The 19,612-nt window shown below is 65.5% G+C and carries 15 protein-coding genes and 1 tRNA gene; 5 read left to right on the top strand and 11 right to left on the bottom strand.

The features are described 5' to 3' along the window. Positions 1–18 precede the first annotated feature (18 nt). Positions 19–405 (bottom strand): MOSC N-terminal beta barrel domain-containing protein, encoded by a 387-nt coding sequence (locus AC6LKG_RS09185; RefSeq protein WP_498164029.1) that lies wholly within the window; start codon positions 403–405, stop codon positions 19–21. Further along, positions 402–2,903 (bottom strand): AsmA family protein, encoded by a 2,502-nt coding sequence (locus tag AC6LKG_RS09180; RefSeq protein WP_498164028.1) that lies wholly within the window; start codon positions 2,901–2,903, stop codon positions 402–404. Before AC6LKG_RS09180 ends, AC6LKG_RS09185 begins: the two co-directional genes overlap by 4 nt. Before the next feature lie 337 nt (positions 2,904–3,240). On the opposite strand from AC6LKG_RS09180, the gene AC6LKG_RS09175 reads away from it, so the two are divergent. From AC6LKG_RS09175 to AC6LKG_RS09155, 5 genes are all read left to right on the top strand, one after another. Next, complete coding sequence (locus AC6LKG_RS09175; protein ID WP_498164027.1) at positions 3,241–4,839, top strand: MDR family MFS transporter; 1,599 nt, start codon at positions 3,241–3,243, stop codon at positions 4,837–4,839. 3 nt (positions 4,840–4,842) lie between these two features. Then, the gene (locus AC6LKG_RS09170) at positions 4,843–5,289 is read left to right on the top strand and encodes a MarR family winged helix-turn-helix transcriptional regulator (protein WP_498164026.1); all 447 of its coding nucleotides are present in this window, start codon (positions 4,843–4,845) and stop codon (positions 5,287–5,289) included. A 179-nt stretch (positions 5,290–5,468) separates the two neighbouring features. Then, the gene (locus AC6LKG_RS09165) at positions 5,469–5,966 is read left to right on the top strand and encodes a DUF2938 domain-containing protein (RefSeq protein WP_498164025.1); all 498 of its coding nucleotides are present in this window, start codon (positions 5,469–5,471) and stop codon (positions 5,964–5,966) included. Positions 5,967–6,248: 282 nt separating this feature from the next. After that, complete coding sequence (locus AC6LKG_RS09160; RefSeq protein ID WP_498164024.1) at positions 6,249–7,862, top strand: ABC-F family ATP-binding cassette domain-containing protein; 1,614 nt, start codon at positions 6,249–6,251, stop codon at positions 7,860–7,862. Positions 7,863–8,104: 242 nt separating this feature from the next. After that, positions 8,105–10,399 carry a TonB-dependent siderophore receptor gene (locus AC6LKG_RS09155; RefSeq protein ID WP_498164023.1) on the top strand — a complete coding sequence of 765 codons (2,295 nt, stop codon included), beginning with the start codon at positions 8,105–8,107 and terminating at the stop codon, positions 10,397–10,399. Between the two features lie 200 nt (positions 10,400–10,599). Here AC6LKG_RS09155 and AC6LKG_RS09150 read toward each other — a convergent pair whose 3' ends face one another. The 9 genes from AC6LKG_RS09150 to AC6LKG_RS09110 all read right to left on the bottom strand — a co-directional run bounded on the left by AC6LKG_RS09150 (position 10,600) and on the right by AC6LKG_RS09110 (position 19,392). Then, on the bottom strand, positions 10,600–11,640 hold the full coding sequence (locus AC6LKG_RS09150) for a PDDEXK nuclease domain-containing protein (RefSeq protein WP_498164022.1): 1,041 nt from the start codon (positions 11,638–11,640) through the stop codon (positions 10,600–10,602). A 549-nt stretch (positions 11,641–12,189) separates the two neighbouring features. Next, complete coding sequence (ychF, locus tag AC6LKG_RS09145; protein ID WP_006385927.1) at positions 12,190–13,281, bottom strand: redox-regulated ATPase YchF; 1,092 nt, start codon at positions 13,279–13,281, stop codon at positions 12,190–12,192. 94 nt (positions 13,282–13,375) lie between these two features. Further along, on the bottom strand, positions 13,376–14,155 hold the full coding sequence (locus tag AC6LKG_RS09140) for a CPBP family glutamic-type intramembrane protease (RefSeq protein WP_498164021.1): 780 nt from the start codon (positions 14,153–14,155) through the stop codon (positions 13,376–13,378). Further along, positions 14,152–14,751: an aminoacyl-tRNA hydrolase gene (pth, locus tag AC6LKG_RS09135; protein ID WP_498164020.1), complete on the bottom strand. Its 600-nt coding sequence runs from the start codon at positions 14,749–14,751 to the stop codon at positions 14,152–14,154. Before pth ends, AC6LKG_RS09140 begins: the two co-directional genes overlap by 4 nt. Positions 14,752–14,847: 96 nt before the next feature. Next, positions 14,848–15,453, bottom strand: a complete 606-nt coding sequence (locus tag AC6LKG_RS09130) for a 50S ribosomal protein L25/general stress protein Ctc (RefSeq protein WP_498164019.1) — start codon at positions 15,451–15,453, stop codon at positions 14,848–14,850. 127 nt (positions 15,454–15,580) lie between these two features. After that, positions 15,581–16,531, bottom strand: a complete 951-nt coding sequence (locus tag AC6LKG_RS09125) for a ribose-phosphate pyrophosphokinase (protein ID WP_175134051.1) — start codon at positions 16,529–16,531, stop codon at positions 15,581–15,583. Positions 16,532–16,666: 135 nt separating this feature from the next. Beyond that, positions 16,667–16,743: transfer RNA gene (locus tag AC6LKG_RS09120), tRNA-Gln, on the bottom strand. A 1-nt stretch (position 16,744) separates the two neighbouring features. Next, entirely contained in the window at positions 16,745–17,686 is a 942-nt protein-coding gene (gene ispE, locus AC6LKG_RS09115; protein ID WP_498164018.1) for a 4-(cytidine 5'-diphospho)-2-C-methyl-D-erythritol kinase, read from the bottom strand. Between the two features lie 107 nt (positions 17,687–17,793). After that, positions 17,794–19,392, bottom strand: a complete 1,599-nt coding sequence (locus AC6LKG_RS09110; protein ID WP_498164017.1) for a methyl-accepting chemotaxis protein — start codon at positions 19,390–19,392, stop codon at positions 17,794–17,796. Positions 19,393–19,612: the final 220 nt, after the last annotated feature.

Here is a 19,612-nt window from a genome sequence, read left to right as displayed (position 1 = left end):
ACCGCCGTCCCGCCAGGCTCAGTCCGGCCAGGTGGCCACGGGTGTGTCCGGGTGCACCTTCATGATGCGGCAGGGTATCTGCACGAAATTCGAGATCCAGGCGGCGGCCAGTTCGCCTTCGTCGACCACGTCGATGACCTGCTCGCCGACCTTCATGCTGTAGCGCACGCTGTCGTCGTCCTCGATCACGTCCAGCGGGATATCCATGCGCAGCATGCCCGGCGCGCGCAGCACCAGGTAGCCCAGGCGCAGTTCCACCGCGATGTCGGCCAGCCGCGGACACAGCTCGCGGTTGAGCCACTGGCCCGAATCGTTGGCCACCAGCCATTGGCGGTGATAGGGCGCGGCCTCGGCCTGCGCCGTCATGCCGCATTGGGCAATGGGTTGGAAAGCGCCGGCGCTCATCTGCCCAGCAGCCCCTTGAGCGCCTTGTCGACCGCCGCGCCCCCCTTGCCCTTGCCGGTCACGGCTTCACGCAGCTTGTTCTCCAGGCTGCGCTTGAGGATACCGCCGATGGCATCCTTCCACAGCAGCGTGTACGTGGGCTTGTCGAACGGCCCCTTGATGTGCACGGGGATGGTCACGTCCTTCAGGTCGATCAGTTCCTTGCCCTCGGGGTCGGCGGCGGGGTTGACCACGCGGGCCCGCGCCACCAGGTTCAACTCGCTCTTGACGAAGTCGATGGTGGCCGGCTCGCCCTGCGTCACGCGCAACAGCGGCGACACCACGTTCAGGCGCTTGACGTTGGCCACGCCCTTGGTGAAGGCCAGGTCGGCTTCCATTTCGGAAAAGGCGGTCTGCTTGCTGGTATCGGCCGCCACGGTCTCGTCTTGCGACTCGGGCTTGAGCGCGGCCTTCAGTTCGCGCAGCGTCTGCGTCAGGTTGATGCCCTTGACGGCGCCGTCACGCAGCCGCACCTGCACGGTGCCGCCCAGTCCGCTCTTCATGGCATAGGCATTGGCGCCCGCGGTCTTCAGGTCCAGCGCCAGGCTGCCGGTGCCGCTCAGCACGTTGCGCTGCGCCAAGTCCACCAGCAGCGGCTCTATGGCGATGCCCGCCAGCGACATCTTGGTGGCCAACTGGTTGCCCTGCGCCGCGTCCAGCGACAGCGCGCCGGCGAGCTTGCCGCCGTAGAGGCCGGCGGTCAGGCTGGAGATGTCGAGCTTGCCGCGATCAAGCTTGACGGCGGCCGCGACCTCATCGGCCTTCAGGCCGCGCACCACCAGCTTGCCCACCTTGAGCGTGCCGTTCACGCTGGGGCCGACCAGCGCCGACAGATTGATCGAATCGTCCGCGGGCGCGGCCGGCGCCGGTTGCGCCGGCTTGTTCTCGTCTTTCTTGCCGTCGGCGGGCGGCTTGGCCGGCGCGGCGGCGGCAACGGCCGGCGGCACCAGCTTGTCCAGGTCCAGCGTATCCACCGCCAGCGCGAACTTGACCTGCGGCGCATCGCTCAGCTTGGCGATGTCGGCGGTCAGGTCGAACTTGCCGCCTTCCAGCACGGCGTTGATCTTGCTGCTGGCCGTGTCCTTGAGCAGGTCGACGTTGAGACTGCCGATCACGGGAATCTGCAGGCTGCCCTTGGGCAGGCCCGGATCGGTGATACTGACGTCGCCGCGCAAGCCCGACAGGCCGCCCTGGCGCTGCAGCAGGTTCAGCGTCAACGGCGAGGCGAAAGTCAGCTTGACGACCCGGTCGCCACGCTTGGAGGTGCTGTCGAGCTTGGCCTCCTTGATGTCGAGTTCGGCGGCGTTGCCGCTGATGCCATTCAAGCCGAAACTGGCATCCAGGCCGCTCAGCCGCACGCGGCCGGTCAGCGCCTCGCCAGTGGCCTGCGTCGGCGAGATATTCAGCGCCGGCGCGTCGACGGCGAACTCGAACGGCCCATCGGCCACGCCCCCCTTGGCGCGCACCGCCAGCTTCTCGATCTGCAACTGGCTCTTGTGCGGATCGATCGACAGCTTGGGCATCGCCACGCTGGCTTCGACATTGGTGGCGCGCGCCGCTGGATCGGTGACGTCTCCCTGGAACACGACCTCCAGGCCAGCCACATTCAATGCCGATTTCTGGCCATTGAACGCGAGGTTGCCGCGCATCGCCAGGCTCTTGGCTTCGGCGCCCGGCAGCTTGCCGTCCATGCGCAGATCCAGCTTCTGCGCCGCGTAGCGCTTGGCCGACGGGTCCAGCGTCAGCAACGCCTGGCCGGTCAGGTTGGCGTCGATGCGCGGATTGCCCCCTTCGATGCGCGCGGCCAGGCGCACGTCGAAAGGCTGGTTGAACGTGACGCGGCCCGTATTGGCATTGATCTTGGTGACCGCCACGGCCATGCCGGACATTTCGTCCTGCAACAGCACCTCGCCGTCCTTCAGGTCGAGACCGGCGATGTCGATCTGCATGTTGTTGCGCGACGGCGGCAGCGTGCCACTGGTGAGCGCCTGCGCGGCGGTCTGGGCGGCGCCGGCGAGCGCCTCGGCCGGATTGGCGGGCGTGGCCACCACCGGCGCGGTACCGCCCACCAGATTGCTGAAATTGAACTGACCGTCTTTGTTGCGCACCACCCGCGCCTTGAAGCCGCTGATGGCCACATGGTCGACCACGAAGCTGTTGGACAGCAGCGGCCACACGGCCACCGCCAGGCGGGTGCTGTCGATCGAGGCGAAGGTATCGGTGCTATTGACCTCGGACAGCGACACGCCCTGCACCGACAGGCCGATGCGCGGGAACAGCGAAAGCTGGATCTCGCCATCGATGGTGAGGGTGCGGTGATAGCGTTCCTGCACCAACTCTTCGAGCTTGTACTTGTACGCGTTGGGGTCGAACGTCAGCAAAAAGATGGCCAGGCCAACGACGGCCACGACAATCAACACCACCAGGCCTATCAGAATGCGCTTGAACCACGTTTTCATTGCCGCCCCGTCGGTACCTCGACTGGTAATCCTTGAATGCCACCCCCCGCGTCCGGCGCGGGAATGGCGCTATGCCGTCGCGCCCGGCGCGTGGCTTCCTGATTTGTCCGTCTTCGATCGCGTGCCGCCGCGAGCGCCAGGCCGGGAGCCGGGACGCCAAGCGGAAAGGAACTGCCATGGAAAGACCTGCTGAAAGACGCCGGCAACACCAGCGTGCACATACCGCTATCGTAACAAATCGGGCCCACCTGCGCGCCGGGCCCGAAACTGACGGTTTTCTGTCTTGCGGATTGTAGGGCTAGAATGATTGACTCATCAATCATTGATCCATCCAACAATGCCCGCCGCCGCCCCCAGCACCCCTTTTTCACCCGGCCAGGTGCTTCCCTTCCGCCAGACCCTGCTCGCCATGCTGGGCATGTGCTTCGTCATGATGATGGTGGCCATCGACCAGACCGTGGTGGGCACCGCGCTGCCCACCATCGTGGCCGAACTCAAGGGCTTCGAGCTGTACGCCTGGGTGGCGACGTCCTACCTGCTGACTTCGGTCATCACCGTGCCGATCTTCGGCCGCCTGGGCGACTACTACGGCCGCAAGCCATTCGTGGTCGCCGCGATCGTGCTGTTCACGCTGGCCTCGGTGCTGTGCGGCGCCGCCGACAGCATGTTCACGCTGGTGCTGGCGCGCGCCCTGCAGGGCGTGGGCGGCGGCATGCTGGTGGGCACCGCCTTCGCCTCCATCCCCGACCTGTTCCCGGATCCGCACGTGCGGCTGCGCTGGCAGGTCATGCTCAGTTCGGCCTTCGGCATCGCCAACGCGGTCGGCCCGACGCTGGGCGGCGCGCTGACCGAGCACTACGGCTGGCGCTCGGTGTTCTACGTCAACCTGCCCATCGGGATTCTCGGCCTCTGGTTCGTGGCGCGCTACCTGCCGCACCTGCGCAACCACACCAGCGGCAAGGTGCGCCTGGACTGGCAGGGCGCGCTGCTGATCGCCGCCGCGCTCGGCAGCCTGCAACTGCTGGTGGAGCTGCTGCCCAAGGAAGGCGCCAGCGCCGCCATCGTGCTGCTGGGCGCCGGCAGCGTCGCCGCCTTCGGCCTGCTGTACTGGTGGGAACGGCGCTGCCCGCACCCGCTGCTGCCCTTCGACATGTTCCGCAACCGCGGCCTGGCGATGCTGTTCATGCTGGCATTGCTGGTGGGCGTGACCATGTATTCGCTGCTGTTCTACGCGCCGCTGCTGCTGCAGGGCGGCTTCGGCCTGTCGCCGCAGGACGCCGGGCTGCTGATCACGCCGATGGTGGTCTTCATCACCGTGGGCAGCATCGTCAACGGCCGCATCATCACGCGCATCCGCAACCCCAACCGCATGCTGTACGCGGGCTTCATCCTGCTGGCGTTGTCCTGTCTGGGCATCGTCACCACTCATAGCTACACGCCGCAGGGCCTGATCGCCGCCTACATGCTGATGGCCGGGCTGGGCATGGGCTTCATCATGCCCAACCTGACCGTGTTCGCGCAGCAGACCGCCGGCCGCAGCCATCTGGGCATCGCCACCGCGCTGCTGCAGTCGCTGCGCATGATCGGCGGCATGCTCGGCACCGCCGTGGTCGGCACCATGGTCAGCCACAGCTATTTCAGCGGCGTCGAATCGACCCTGCGCGGCGCCTCGGCGCGCTGGCTGCCGCAACTGGACGACCCGCAGATGCTGGTCAATCCCCAGGCCCAGGCCCAGTTCCTGGCACAATTGGCGCATCAAGGCCAGGATGGAACGTCGCTGATCGAGATCGCGCGCGTGGCGCTGGTCGGCGCCATCCACGAAGGGCAGCTCATTGCCCTGGCGGTCGCGGTGCTGGCGCTGTGGTGCGTGCGGCGCGTCCCCCTGGTGCAATTGGCGCGTCCCACCAAGCCGGAGCCCGCCGCCGTCGGAGAGTAGCTTTTGCCCAAACAACAACAGGGCCTGCAGGTCATCCAGCACATGGGCCAGACCTACCGGGTCATGCAGAGCGCCTTCAGCGGCAGGGTTGGCCACGCGCTGCCGCGCTGGCGCATCCTGCTGGCGCTGCACGAATGCGGCCAATGCTCGCAGAAGCACCTGGCCGAACGCTGCCGCCTCGACCCCGCCTCGCTCACCCGGCAGTTGCAGGCCATGCAGAAACTCGGCTGGATCGCGCGCGCCATCGATCCGAACGACAACCGCCTGACCAACGCCCGCCTCACGCCAGCGGGCCAGGCGGTGGTCGACGAAGCCCTGCCCAAGCGCGCGGCCTTCTTCGAAGAATCGCTCAAGGGCTTGTCGACCGCCGACGTCGACACGCTGAACCGCGTGCTCAACGTGCTGGAAGCCAACTTCCTGCGCGCGGCCGGCGGCGACAGGGCCGAATAACGGCACGCCGGCCGCCCGCGGCGTCGCTCCAGCGCCAAGGTCAACGACCTTCCAGCCCGTGCCGCTTCGGGTAGGCAACACCCCATCGTCCGCGCGTGCCATTGACACCGCGAAACGTTATTGAATAACATTCAATTAATCTATTGATTGTTGTTCAATATTGCCGGAGGCCCCCCCGCATGTCCCCCGATCTATTGCTTCGCGCCGCGCTTATCGGCATCGGCGCCACCCTCGTGATGGACCTGTGGGCACTGCTGCTCAAGCGCCTGTTCGGCGTGCCATCGCTGGACTACGCCCTGGTCGGCCGCTGGCTCGGCCACCTGCCCCAAGGCCGCCTGACGCACCTCGGCATCGCGCGTTCCGCGCCCATAGGCGGCGAACGCGCCATCGGCTGGCTCGCCCACTACGGCATCGGCATCCTGTTCGCCCTGCTGCTGCTGGCGATCTGGGGGCCGGGCTGGGCCGCGCGGCCAACGCTGCTTCCGGCGCTGATCGTCGGCATCGCCACGGTCGCGGCGCCGTTCCTGATCCTGCAACCCGGCATGGGCGCCGGCATCGCCGCGTCGAAAACCCCGAAACCCGGCGTGGCGCGGTTGCGCAGCCTGATGGCGCATGCATCGTTCGGCGTGGGGCTGTACCTGGCGGGATGGCTCGTGGCGCAGGCCCTAGAGGCCTGAAACGGCGCGCATCCGCACGCGTTTGCCCGGCCCGGATGCCTTCGCCGCGCACGCGTTTTGCCAATCCGGATGCCTTTGCGGCGCAGGCCTCACGTCAACCCGAGCAGCCTTGCCGCGCACGCGTTTTGCCAATTCCGCCAGGGGCTTTTAAAGTATCGGCCTGGATCACATTCATCGAGGTATTCGTCCCATGCGCCATTGATGCCGCCGTCGCAATGACGGCCAGTCTCCACCCGCCCCCGTTCGCAGGGGGAGTTCCTGGCATCTCTGGAAGCATCACGCATGACGACTCCCTATCTCACGCTGGAACGCGTGTCGTACCTGCTGCCCGACGGCAGCCCGCTTTTTTCCGGACTCGACGAAACCTTCGACCAACGCCCCACCGGCCTGGTCGGGCGCAACGGCGCCGGCAAGACCGTGCTCGCGCGCATCCTGGCGGGGCAGTTGCCGCCGTCGAGCGGACGCTGCCTGCGATCGGGCAGCGTCTTCTACCTGGCCCAACAGGTTTCCCCGCCCGCCGGCGCCACCGTCGCCAGCCTGGCCGGCGTGCAATCCGCGCTGGACGCCCTGGCGCGCATCGAAGCCGGCAGCAGCGCGCCGGAAGACTTCGAGCAAGTCGGCGATCGCTGGGATATCCACCAACGCCTGCAACACGCGCTGGCTCGCGACGGCCTGGGCCATCTTGACGCCGCGACGCCGGCCAGCGCCCTCAGCGGCGGCGAAGCCATGCGCGTCGCGCTGGCCAGCGCCATGCTGTCCGAAGCCGAATTCCTCATCCTGGACGAACCCACCAACCACCTGGACCGCCGCAACCGCGACGCGCTGATCGAACAACTGCGCCATTGGCCCCGCGGATTGCTGGTCGTCAGCCACGACCGGCGCCTGCTCGACACCCTGGCGCGCATCGTGGAGTTGTCATCGCTGGGCCTGCGCGGCTACGGCGGCAACTACAGCGTCTATGCCGCCAGCAAGGCCCACGAACGCGCCAATGCGCTGGAGCGGCTGGAACACCGCAAGCTCGAGCGCCGGCGCGAAGAGCAGGCGATGCAGGCCCAGCGCGAACGGCAGGAGCGTCGGCAGGCGCGCGGCCAGCGGCACGGCAAGCAGGCCAACCAGGCCAGGATCCTGCTCGATCGGCAAAAGGGCCGCAGCGAGGATTCGGCCGGCAGACTGAAGCAGCAACACGCAGTCGCCCACGAACGCTTGGCACAGGCCGTGCGCGAGGCCGCCGCGCAAGTCGAAAACGACGCCGCAATCTCGCTGCACGCCCTGCCCGTCGCACAGGCGGCGCAGCGGCGCGTGGCGCAACTGGACGCCGTCACGTTGCCTTTCGTGGCGGCCCCTACCCGCCATGTCAGCCTGCTGCTGGGCGGCCAGCAACGCGTGGCGGTCACCGGCCCGAATGGCTGCGGCAAGTCGACCCTGCTGAAAGTGCTCGCGGGCCAGCTTGCGCCCCTGTCCGGCGCGAGGACGGCGGCGCCCGAAAGCGTCTATCTCGACCAGCGGCTGGCCGGCCTGGCATCGGAGCGGCCCGTGCTCGAACAACTGCAAGCCGCCAACCCCAACCTGGACGAAGGCGAACTGCGCACACGCCTGGCCCACCTCGGCCTGGATGCGCGCAAGATCCTGGCGCCCAGCGGCTCGCTCAGTGGCGGCGAACGCCTGAAGGCCGCGCTGGCGTGCGCGCTCTACGCCGATCCGCCGCCGCGCCTGTTGTTGCTGGACGAACCGGGCAATCACCTCGACCTGCCCTCCCTGCTCGCCCTGGAAAGCCTGCTGCGCGGCTATGCGGGCGCGCTGGTCGTGGTGTCGCACGACGAGGCGTTCCTGGACAACCTGGCGCTCACGGACAGGCTGCGGGCCACGCAACAGGGTTGGCTGCTGGAGCCCTGGTAAGCGTTCGCACGCCATGCCGACGCATCGGCATGGCGGCAAGGCCCCGCGCGCGGCGCAATCGCACAGCCTGATCCCGTTCTCGCGGCTCGCTGCCCCCTTAAACAAGTCCTCTTTTGCCGGCCCATTGCGCGTTGCGTGGTCCAACCCGGCCGACTTCCGGCATATTCCCCGACAGCCATTTAGATAAATAAAAATGCAAATCAATGGCGCTTCTTTTCCAACATGAATAGGGATGGATTGTCATGCACCACCACTCGTCGAGCCCGTCCGTACTGCTTGGCCTGATCACGCTTGCCCTGGCCAGCGCGTCCGCCCCCCTCCAGGCGCGGCAGCCGGATGGCGCCGGCAACGCATCGCCCGGCCCCGCCACGCTGCCGGCCATTGAAGTGAGCGGCCAGGCAGACGAACCCACCGAGGCGACGCGCGCCTACACCGTACCCTCGACCCGCGCCTCGACCGGTCTGACGCTCAGCCCCAAGGAAACGCCCCAGTCCGTGTCGGTGGTGACCCGCCAGCAGATGGACGACCAGGGCATGCAGTCCATCGGCGATGTCCTGGGCAGCACCACGGGCATCACTTTTGTCGAACTGGACAACGGCGGGCGCACCACCTATCGCGCCCGCGGATTCGACATCACCAACTACAAGGTCGACGGCCTGTCGATCATCGGCGCATCCTCGTTCAACGGCGGCGGCAGCGGCGCGATCAACATGGATCTCTACGACCGCGTCAGCATCGTGCGGGGCGCGAACGGATTGTTGGGCGGCACCGGCGACCCCTCCGCCACCGTCGACCTGGTGCGCAAGCGGCCCGGCCGCGAGCTCGGCGCGAGCCTGACCCTGCGCACCGGAAGCTGGAACAAGAAAAATGCCGTCGGCGACATCAACATCCCGCTGGCGGCGAACGGCCGCGTGCGCTCGCGCCTGGTATTCAGCGGCGAGAACTCCGACGAGTTCCGCGAACACTCCAGCATCGAGCGGCAGGGCTTCCTGGCCAGCCTCGCCATGGACGTGACGGACCGCACGCAGGTCGGCCTGGGCTTCCAGTACGAACACAGCATCTTCCACGGCGCCTCCTGGGGCGCCAACGTGCCCGCCTGGTTCGCGGACGGATCGCCAACCCATTTCCGCCGCAGCCTCAACCTGGCGGCGGACTGGAGCAAGACCGACATGGAAACGAAGACGCTGTTCGCCTCGCTCGACCACCGCTTCGACAACGACTGGAAGCTGCGCGCCAATTATGCCCACACCTCGCGCGCGGACCTGAACAACAAGGGCGCCATCAAGGTCAACAACGGCAGGGTCCGCTGGCCCCATTGGAATCAGGACGGCAGCGGCGCCTACCTCAATGCCATCCATTCGGAAACGGAAGGCGAAACCGACGCGTTCTCGCTGGATCTCTCGGGCCCCCTGGAACTGTTCGGACGCCGGCATGAACTGCTCGTCGGCCTGAACGGCTCACGCATGGACGAACCGTCCTGGACCTTCAACAGCAGCAACTGCAGCATCGACGGCATCGCCGGCTTCCGGGGCCGTTGCCAATACCGCACCGAGCTGCCCGTCGCGGACTGGCGCGCCTGGCGCGGCGACGAATACGGCAACATCCGCGCGTTCCGCACCGACGCCCGCCGCGTCACGCGGACAACACTCTATGGCGGCTACGTCGCGGGCCGCTTCGAGCTCGCCGACGACCTGACCCTGATCACCGGGCTGCGCCGCAGCGCCTACCAGATCCACAGCGACAACTACAACGCGGCGGGCGTCCGCGGCGCGCGCACCGGCGAAAACGCCGCCCACGCCTGGACGCCCTACTACGGCCTGGTCTACGGGTTGACGCCCAACTACTCGATCTACGCCAGCTACACCGACGTATTCACGCCGCAGACCAGCAAGAACGAAAGCGGCGACACCCTCAAGCCCATCACCGGCGCCAGCTACGAGGCCGGCATCAAGGGCGAATGGTTCAATGGCGCGCTCAATGCCGCCGTGTCGGCATTCCGCAGCCTGCAGAAGAACGTCGCCCTGAAAGATGGCGACAGCTTGACGCCCGATGGCGACCAAGCCTACCGGCCCGGCACTGGCGTCATCGCCAAGGGCATCGACGCCGAAATCGCCGGCGCCGTGACGGCCGCCTGGAACGTCTATCTGGGCTACACCTATCTGGACGTCGGCAACACCGACACCGCCGAGCGCCCCGACCCGCGCCATCTGCTGCGGCTGAATACCACCTACCGGCTGCAGGGAATGCTGCGAGGGCTGACCATCGGCGGCGGCCTGACCTGGCAAGGCAAGACGGTGTCCGAGCCCTACCCTGGCCGGCCGGACGGCCGCGGCGGCTTCGACGACTCGCCGATTCCGCTGAAGGGCTATGCGCTGTTCAACGCGATGGCGCGCTACGACATCAACCGCCATCTGTCGGCCATGCTGAACGTCAGCAATCTGTTCGACAAGACGTACTATCGGCAGTATGGGTTCTATAACGGCCTGATCTATGGCGAGCCGCGCCGGGTGACGTTGAGCTTGCAGGCGAAGTTTTGAATACCGCGCTACCCGTGTCGGAGCAGTACGTACTCCACCATCCGCTCGCGCCGGTCCCATACCGGCGCATGCGGATTCGCGCACTCGTCTGACTCATATATTTCTAATGCACGCAGGCATCGACGCCTCGCTCGGCTTGGAAAGACGCGTCTGCCGATGCCTACAAAAGGTCGAGCCTTTCCGGCTATTCGGCGGTGTGCTTATTCATGCTCGCCTCCCAGCTCTCGCTCGATCTGTTCGATGCTAGGCAGGCTGGTTTGCAGCTCTTCAGGCAGGGATTCCAACAGTTTGTACTCGGCAATACCCATGGGTTGTGTTTTGTCACCCAAGGCGTATTCGGCCACCACCTTGTTTTTGCTCTTGCACAGCAGCAGGCCAATGGTGGGGTTGTCCTGTTCGTGCTTGACCTGACGATCTACGGTGGTGAGGTAAAAACCCAGTTGCCCCAGATGCTCTGGCCTGAAGGCGCCTCCCTTGAGTTCGATGACGACGTAACAGCGCAGCTTCAGGTGGTAGAACAGCAGGTCGATGAAGAACTCCTCACCCCCCACGTTCAGCAACACTTGCCGCCCAACAAAGGCAAAACCCGCGCCCAGCTCCAGCAGAAACTCGGTAACGTGTTTGACCAGTGCGTTTTCGATTGCCCGTTCCTGCGCTTCCTCGGTCAGGCCGAGAAAGTCAAAACGGTAGGGGTCTTTCAGCGACTCGCGAGCAAGGTCGGATTGGGGTGCGGGCAAGCGCGTGTCGAAATTGGTGACGGCCTGACCATTGCGTTCCAGCAGCTTGGCTTCAATCTGCATAACCAGCACATTGCGCGACCAGCCATGTTCGATGGCCCGGGCAGCATACCAACGGCGGGCTTCAGGACTGGACAGCTTGTCCAGCAACGCAAGTTGGTGGTACCAGGGCAATTGTGCAAGTACCTCTTGCACAAATGAAACGTCCGGCCAGGCTTGGGCAAAGGCACGCATGTACTTGAGATTGCGCGGGGAAAACCCTTTCATGTCAGGGAAAGCGGTGCGCAGGTCATGGGCCAGCCGCTCGATGACCTTGGCTCCCCAGCCTTGTTCGGTTTGCCGTTGCAAGATGTCCTGGCCGATCTGCCAGTAGAGCAGCACCAACTCACGGTTGACAGCACGCGTCGCGTGCTGTTGAGCCGTGGAAATGCGGACTTTCAGCTCTCCCAGCCAGTGGTCGTAGCCTTCGGGCACGGACATCAAGGAGGCGGGCTTGTCGCTCATGCTGCGTCTCCGCTGGTGGCATTGAGCGCGGCCAGTAGTTCTGTTTTCAGCGCCCGTTGTGCCTCGGCGAGTTGCTGGGTGATTTGCTGGTATTCGGCCATTGGCTCATTCGGATCACCATACTCGACGGCTACTTCATGCGGGTCTTGCAGGAATAGCTCGTGATCCGATGATATCTTGACATGTGAATGCATCATTTCAAGATGAACACAGCCGGAAGGCAACACCAATTCAGCAGGTGTCGCATCTCACAACGTTCAAATGGGGTAATTCTCCGACTCATTACCCTCATTGGCGGATTCATTACCGCTATTCGATGGCCATCGAATAAGTGGCCGAATTGGGCTATTCACGCCCGCCAGCCCCTCAGAACGCCCCCCAGTCAAAGCCGCGCGACGACAGACACATCCACCCTCAACTTCAACGCGGTCGTCCAGAGTCGGACGAGCAATTGGAGCTCGGCGGACCATAACGATGGTTTGAGAGACCTTTCACAACCACCACGGGCTGCCGAGCACCCAGCAATTAACCAGGAATGGGACCGCCCCGTCAGACGTTGAACAGGAAATTCATCACATCGCCATCCTGCACGATGTATTCCTTGCCTTCCGCCCGCATCTTCCCCGCTTCCTTCGCCCCCTGCTCACCCTTGTAGGTGATGAAGTCTTCGTAAGCGATGGTCTGCGCGCGGATGAAGCCGCGTTCGAAGTCGGTGTGGATGACGCCCGCGGCCTGGGGCGCGGTGGCGCCGATCGGCACGGTCCAGGCGCGCACTTCCTTGACGCCGGCGGTGAAGTAGGTCTGCAGCCCCAGCAGCTTGAAAGCGGCGCGGATCAGGCGGTTCAGGCCCGGTTCTTCCATGCCCATGTCCGACAGGAAGGCCTGGCGGTCGGCGTCGTCCAGGTCGACGATTTCCGATTCGATGGCGGCGCAGATGGCCACCACCGGCGCGTTGCGCGCGGCGGCGAATTCGGTCAGGCGGTCCAGCAGCGGGTTGTTGGTGAAGCCGTCGTCGGCCACGTTGCCCACGTACATCGCGCGCTTGGCGGTGATGAAGCAGAGCTGGGCGATGTCGGCCTTTTCCTCGGTGGACAGGTCGAGCGCGCGGATCGGCTTGGCTTCGTTCAGCTGGGCCACGCACTTTTCCAGCACGGCGACGATGCGCTGCGATTCCTTGTCGCCGGAACGGGCGGTCTTCTGGTGGCGCTGCAGGGCCTTTTCGGCGGTCTGCAGGTCGGCCAGCGCCAACTCGGTTTCGATGACTTCGATGTCGGCGATCGGGTCGACCTTGCCGGCCACGTGGATCACGTTGGGATCCTCGAAGCAGCGCACCACGTTGACGATGGCGTCGGTTTCGCGGATGTGCGAGAGGAACTGGTTGCCCAGGCCTTCGCCCTTGCTGGCGCCCGCCACCAGGCCGGCGATGTCGACGAATTCAACCGTGGCCGACAGGATGCGCTCGGGCTTGACGATCTCGGCCAGCTTCTGCAGACGCGGATCCGGCACCTCGACCACGCCGACGTTCGGCTCGATGGTGCAGAACGGATAGTTCTCGGCGGCGATGCCGGCGCGGGTCAGAGCGTTGAAGAGTGTCGATTTGCCAACGTTGGGCAGGCCGACGATGCCGCATTGCAGAGCCATGGGAATCCTGTGTAAGTACGGTATTGATCGTTAACGTTCTAGTTTACCCCGCCGGGCGGCGCGCCATGATGACGGCGCCCCGGGGACGGACGGCTCAACCGGCCGCAGTGGGGGCCCAGCGCATCACGACCCAGATCAGCAAAATGGGGCCGGCGTTGAACATGGCGTGCAGCGCGATGGCCGCGCCGATGCCGCGGCGGATGCGGATCCAGCCCAGCACCAGCCCGGTCAGCCACTGCGGCAGCACCAGCAGCGGCAGCAGCCAGTACGGTGTGTGGTTGAAGACGAAGTTGGTCAGGTGCACGGCGGCGAAGGTCAGCGCCACCAGGTGGAAGACCCAGCCGAAGTGCTTAAGGTAATTGCGGCGCCAGGCCGTGCGCCAGCCCTTGAGCGGTTGTGGACGCGGCCGCAGCGACCAGCATGCCAGCAGCACGAAGGCGGCCAGCAGCAGGCCGGTCCAGATGCGCGGGCCGTACAGCACCACCGGCAGCAGGGCCGGGCACAGCCACAGCGCCTGCTTGGGACGTCGCAGGCCGTAGCGGAACAGCATTTCCTCGACCAGCGGGGCCCAGATCACGGCTGTCAGCCAGGGGATGTTGGCGGGGTCCAGCCGATGCGTGACGCCGCCGACGCCAGCCGCGGCGACCGCCACCGGCCCCAGCGCAAACAAATTGATCAACCACAGCACCGCGGCCCAGGCCAGCAGGCGGCCGGGGCCGACGCCCGGCCACCAATCCGACACCCAGCCGATCGCCGGCGTCCGTCCGGGCAAGCGGCGCAGCGGATGCGGGCGGCGTACGAAACGCCAGAAATCCGCGAGTTCATTGCGAAAGCGTGGCTTGCGCGGCGCCGCGGAGACCGGGTCGAAGCTCATCGCGCGTCGTTGCCGCTGTGCAACTGGCGGGTGGCCAGCGCGAAGTCGCCGGCCAGCATGGCGGGCACCACGGCGCGGCAGCGGTCGATGACCGCCTCGATCTCCTTTTGCTCCTCGCGCCGCGGCGGGTGCAGCACGAAGTCCGCCACCTGCTGCGCCAGGCCGAGCGTGCGCGGATGGCCGATGCCGATGCGCAGGCGCCAGAAGTTCGGGCTGCCCAGCGCGGCCTGGATGTCCTTCAGGCCGTTGTGGCCGGCGTGGCCGCCGCCCTGCTTGAGTTTCACCTGGCCCGGCATCAGGTCGAGTTCGTCGTGCAGCACCAGCACCTGCTCCGGCGTCAGCTTGTAGAAACGCGCCAGCGCCCCGACCGCCTGGCCGGAACGGTTCATGTAGGTGTTGGGCTTGAGCAGCAGGACGTTGTCGGCCCCCAGCCGGGCCTTGGCCACCATGCCGAAGAACGACTTCTCCAGCGCGAACGAAGCGCGCAAGTCGTCCGCCAGGTGGTCGGCCAGCCAGAAGCCCGCATTGTGGCGGGTGGTTTCGTAGTCGGGACCGGGGTTACCCAATCCCACGATGAGGCGTATGGGAATAGACATGATGGGGCTGTTTAAACCAAAAAACCCTGCGCATGCAAATGCACACGCAGGGTTTCGGGCAAAAGCCGCGGGAAAGCCGAGGCTTTCCGGCAGGACTTAGGCGGCGGGAGCTTCCTCGGCAGCGTCGTCGGCGGCAGCGCCGCCCTTGACGACGGCGGCGGCCAGCAGCGGGTTCTCTTCACCACCGTGCGGGACGTAGGTCACGCCCATCGGCAGCTTGATGTCTGCCAGGTGGATCGAACCGCCAGCCAGGATGTCGGCCAGGTTGACTTCGATGAACTGGGGCAGCGCCGACGGCAGGCAAGTGATTTCCAGTTCGGTGGCGACGTGGCTGACGATCGCGCCGCTCAGCTTGACGGCCGGCGAGATTTCAGCGTTCACGAAGTGCAGCGGCACCTTGGTGCGCAGCGCCTGGTTGGCGTCGACGCGCTGGAAGTCAACGTGCAGGACTTGCGGCTTGTAGGCGTGCCATTGAACCGAACGCAGCAGCACTTGCTCGGCCTTGCCTTCGAACTGCATTTGCAGGATCGACGCGTGGAACTCTTCCTTGCGCAGGGCGTGGTAGATCTCGTTGTGGTCGAGTTCGATGTTCAGCGGGGCAGCCGAACCACCATAGACGATGGCGGGAACGCGGCCCGCGCGGCGCAGGCGGCGGCTCGCACTCGAACCCTGGACGCTACGCGCAGTGGCAGTGAATTTCATGGAAAACTCCAAAAACAATAATTGGCGAAGCGGACTTCACCGGTTAAAGACACGGCGCACAACAGGTGCGCCGTGTTGCTTGCGTCTTGCCGCGACCAGCAAGACACAAAAAACGGGTGGGCTGGCGTCAGTCGACGAACAGCGAGCTGACCGATTCCGCGTTCGAGATACGCAGGATGGTCTCGCCCAGCAGCGCGGCGCACGACAACTGGCGGATCTTGCCGCTGGCCTGGCCTTGCTCGGAGAGCGGAATGGTGTCGGTGACGACCAGTTCGTCCAGCGCCGACGCTTCGATGCGATCGATGGCGCCACCGGACAGCACGGGGTGCGTGCAATAGGCGTAGACGGCGCCGGCACCGCGGTCTTTCAGGGCCTGGGCCGCCTTGCACAGCGTGCCGGCGGTGTCGACCATGTCGTCCATGATAATGCAGGTGCGGCCATCGACTTCGCCGATGATGTTCATCACTTCCGACACGTTGGCGCGCGGACGGCGCTTGTCGATGATGGCCAGGTCGGCTTCGAGCTGCTTGGCCAGCGCGCGGGCGCGCACCACGCCGCCGATGTCCGGGGACACCACGACCAGGTTCGAGAAATTGCGGCGCCAGATGTCGCCCAGCAAAATCGGACCGGCGTAGATGTTGTCCACGGGGATGTCGAAGAAGCCCTGGATCTGGTCGGCGTGCAGGTCCATCGTCAGGACGCGGTCGACGCCAGCCACTTGCAGCATGTTGGCCACCACCTTGGCCGAGATCGCGACGCGCGCCGAGCGCGGGCGGCGATCCTGGCGGGCGTAGCCGAAATAGGGAATCGCGGCGGTGATGCGGCCGGCCGAGGCGCGGCGCAGGGCATCGACCATCACCATGATTTCCATCAGGTTGTCATTGGTAGGCGCACAGGTGGGCTGCAGGACGAAGACGTCCTTGCCGCGCACGTTCTCGTTGATCTCGACCATCACCTCGCCGTCCGAGAAGCGACCGACGGTCATCTTGCCCAGGGACATATCGAGGTGGTTGACTACGTCCACGGCCAGCCGAGTGTTGGCCGTGCCCGTGAAGATCATGAAGCTATCGTTTGCCATGATGGATGATGCGATGGTCGTTTCGAGACACTAACGAGGTGATGCGAGAACCTGCTGGAACCGGAAAATAAAAAAGCTGCTGAACCCGGGCCAGTGTCTTACAGGCGTGTTCAACAGCTTTGTTATGTATTCGGTTGGCTGGGGAGGAAGGATTCGAACCTTCGCATGCCGGAATCAAAATCCGGTGCCTTAACCAGCTTGGCGACTCCCCAACTATCTTGCAATCCAATTCCGCAACGGATGTTCAGTCAACCCAGGACATGCCTGCACTAACCGGAACCGTGGATGCGTTGTGCTGCCTGTGCCATCTGCGTTTTTGCAGTTTGCTTCAACAGCGCCGCGCATTGTAGCGGTAATTTCCGTTTTCGCCAAAACGGCCTCCGATAGTTCGGAAAATTCGGCGTATAAACACGCGCCAGATCCCGACATGCGAACTTGGGTTCCCGTGTTTTTCAACACACCCTGCTCTGCAAGCCACCGCGATGCCCTGAGAACCTCAGGATAAAGTCGGTAGACCACCGGCTCCAGATCATTTTTCCCGAAGGAAAATGTTGGCGAAGCAAGAAAGTCCGCTATTGTGATGTAAGAAGTGTCTCTTGTCAAATCGGGTGCGGAAAAAATTCCAACGGTCGGCACGCTCACGTCCGGCTGCGCCACCAGATAGGCGCGCGCCGGCAGGTCCAACGCCGTCAGTTTTTCGCCCACGCCCTCGGCAAAGGCGGACTCGCCGAACACGAACACCGGCACGTCCGCGCCCAGCGGCAGCGCCAGTGCCATCAGTTCGCGCCGCGACAGGCCGGTGCCCCACAGGCGGTTCAAGGCGATCAGCACTGTAGCAGCGTCGCTCGAGCCACCACCCAGGCCGCCACCCTGCGGAATGCGCTTTTCCAGCGCGATCTGTGCGCCCAGGCGCGTGCCGGTGGCCCGTTGCAGGGCGCGGGCGGCACGCAAGGTCAGGTCGTCCTGTTCGGACACGCCGGGCAATTCCGAGGCGCGGCCGATGACGCCATCGGCGCGCGCCTCGAAGTGCAGCGTATCGCACAGGTCGATGAAGCGAAAGGCGGTCTGCAGCAGGTGGTAGCCGTCGGGACGGCGGCCCACCACATGCAGGAACAGGTTCACCTTGGCGGGCGCGGGTACGTCGTAGAGGGTCACGGCGGATCGGGAAAAAGGACGGTTCGGTCGATTTTAGCGATCCGCCGGACGCGGCGGCGCAGGGCGTCGCAAACCTGGGCCGCCGGCGCCGGCCAGGCGGCCCAGGATCAGGCGATCTGCGGCGCGACGCGGCCGGCCAGGCGCTCGGGCGCCGCCTCGATCACCTGTCCGCCCGGCAGCTTGAACACCGCCACGGCGCCCGCCAGTTGGCGCGCCTGCTCTTCGAGCGCGCCGGCCGCGGCGGCGGCCTGCTCCACCAGCGCGGCGTTCTGCTGGGTCACGCCATCCATCTGCGTCACGGCGCGGTTGACTTGGTCGATGCCAGTGGCCTGCTCTTCCGATGCCGCCGAAATCTCGCCCATCAGGCTGGTCACGCGCTGCACCGATTCAACGATCTCGCGCATCGTGGCGCCCGCGGTCTCCACTTGCTCGGAACCGATGCCGACCTTCTGCGCCGAATCCTCGATCAGTTGCTTGATTTCCTTGGCGGCGGCGGCGCTGCGCTGCGCCAGTGTGCGCACCTCGCTCGCCACCACTGCGAAACCCTTGCCCTGCTCGCCGGCGCGCGCGGCCTCGACCGCGGCGTTCAATGCCAGGATGTTGGTCTGGAAAGCGATGCCGTCGATCACGCCAACGATGTCGGATATGCGCGACGAACTGCCCTGGATGGCGCGCATGGTCTCGACCACGCTGGAGACGGCCTCGCCGCCGCGCTGCGCCACGGCGGCCGAGGTGGCGACCATGCGGTTGGCTTCGCGCGCGGTGTCGGCGTTCTGCTTGACCGTGGTGGCCAGCTCTTCCATGCTGGCGGCGGTTTGCTCGAGCGAGGCGGCCTGCTCTTCGGTGCGGCTGGACAGATCGGCATTACCGGAAGAAATCTCGCGCGCGCCTACGTTGATTTCGTCGACTCCGCGGCGCACGGTGGACACCGTGCGAACCAGGCTGTCCTGCATCGCGCGCAGGGCATTGAGCAGCGCCCCGATTTCATTGCGGCCCCGGTCCGCCACGCGGCGCGTCAGGTCGCCGTCGGCGATGCGACGGAAGATTTCGCCGGCTTCCAGCAGGGGCCGCACGATCATGCGGCGGATCAGCACGTGCGCGCCCACCGCCATCAGCAGGCCCAATACCAGGATGCCGGCCAGCAGCGAGCTGAAGACGGTATGGAACAGCGAGATCTCTTCCATCACATCCTGGCCGGCGGCCTCGGCGCGGCGCATGAAGGCATCGCGCTCGGACACCAGCAGTTCCTGCACCTGCTGCGTGCCCTGCTTGAAATAGGCCTCCATGTCACCGGCCTCGAGCACCCTGCCGACGTTCTGCAGGTTGGCGCTGAGGTTGTTGTAGGCCTCGATCAGGTCCTTGGATTCCGTCTTCTCTTGCGCCGACAATTCGCCGGCAAAGCGCTGGAAGGCGCGATCGCCAGCGGCGATGCGCTGGCGCGCCAGCCGCAGCGCGGTGGTGTCGCTGGCGTTGCCCTGCGCCACCCGGGTGGCGTAGCGGCTCAGGTCGGTGCGGGCCGCCACCAGTGACAGCGCGGCGGTATTGACGGCATTGACCTGCAGCGCGGAAAGGCGATAGAGCTGGCCGACGTCCTGATTGGTTTGCCGCAGGGCCACGAACCCCATGCCGCCCACCAGCATCTGGAAAGTGAAAAACACCGCGATGATCCCCAAGAGCATCGTCGCGATCCGCGTATTCCTGAACATAGGCGTTCTCCGTAAAAAAGCGGCGGCGCGATCCGCGTCCGCCGGCTTGCATGCCGTGCGCAGGGGTGATGCGCACGGGTATGCGGAGAATTATTCAGGTTAAACAGAATCTATCAATCAGTAACAGCATCGGTTTTGCAACGCTGATTTGCTGATTGAAGCGAAGCGGACGTGTTAGCCGGACGGCACGCCGGCCCCGCGAGGCCCTGCCGCGCGGGCC

This window comes from Achromobacter sp. 46006, assembly GCF_059761975.1.
Note: the sequence above shows the minus strand (reverse complement) of the source record. Positions and strands in the feature narration are given on the sequence as shown.

Bases quoted from the DNA above. Each gene is read 5' to 3' on its own strand.
- AC6LKG_RS09185 (WP_498164029.1), bottom strand. From the start codon at position 405: ATGAGCGCCGGCGCTTTCCAACCCATTGCCCAATGCGGCATGACGGCG.
- AC6LKG_RS09180 (WP_498164028.1), bottom strand. From the start codon at position 2,903: ATGAAAACGTGGTTCAAGCGCATTCTGATAGGCCTGGTGGTGTTGATT.
- AC6LKG_RS09175 (WP_498164027.1), top strand. From the start codon at position 3,241: ATGCCCGCCGCCGCCCCCAGCACCCCTTTTTCACCCGGCCAGGTGCTT.
- AC6LKG_RS09165 (WP_498164025.1), top strand. From the start codon at position 5,469: ATGTCCCCCGATCTATTGCTTCGCGCCGCGCTTATCGGCATCGGCGCC.
- AC6LKG_RS09160 (WP_498164024.1), top strand. From the start codon at position 6,249: ATGACGACTCCCTATCTCACGCTGGAACGCGTGTCGTACCTGCTGCCC.
- AC6LKG_RS09155 (WP_498164023.1), top strand. From the start codon at position 8,105: ATGCACCACCACTCGTCGAGCCCGTCCGTACTGCTTGGCCTGATCACG.
- AC6LKG_RS09150 (WP_498164022.1), bottom strand. From the start codon at position 11,640: ATGAGCGACAAGCCCGCCTCCTTGATGTCCGTGCCCGAAGGCTACGAC.
- ychF (WP_006385927.1), bottom strand. From the start codon at position 13,281: ATGGCTCTGCAATGCGGCATCGTCGGCCTGCCCAACGTTGGCAAATCG.
- AC6LKG_RS09140 (WP_498164021.1), bottom strand. From the start codon at position 14,155: ATGAGCTTCGACCCGGTCTCCGCGGCGCCGCGCAAGCCACGCTTTCGC.
- pth (WP_498164020.1), bottom strand. From the start codon at position 14,751: ATGTCTATTCCCATACGCCTCATCGTGGGATTGGGTAACCCCGGTCCC.
- AC6LKG_RS09130 (WP_498164019.1), bottom strand. From the start codon at position 15,453: ATGAAATTCACTGCCACTGCGCGTAGCGTCCAGGGTTCGAGTGCGAGC.
- AC6LKG_RS09125 (WP_175134051.1), bottom strand. From the start codon at position 16,531: ATGGCAAACGATAGCTTCATGATCTTCACGGGCACGGCCAACACTCGG.
- AC6LKG_RS09110 (WP_498164017.1), bottom strand. From the start codon at position 19,392: ATGTTCAGGAATACGCGGATCGCGACGATGCTCTTGGGGATCATCGCG.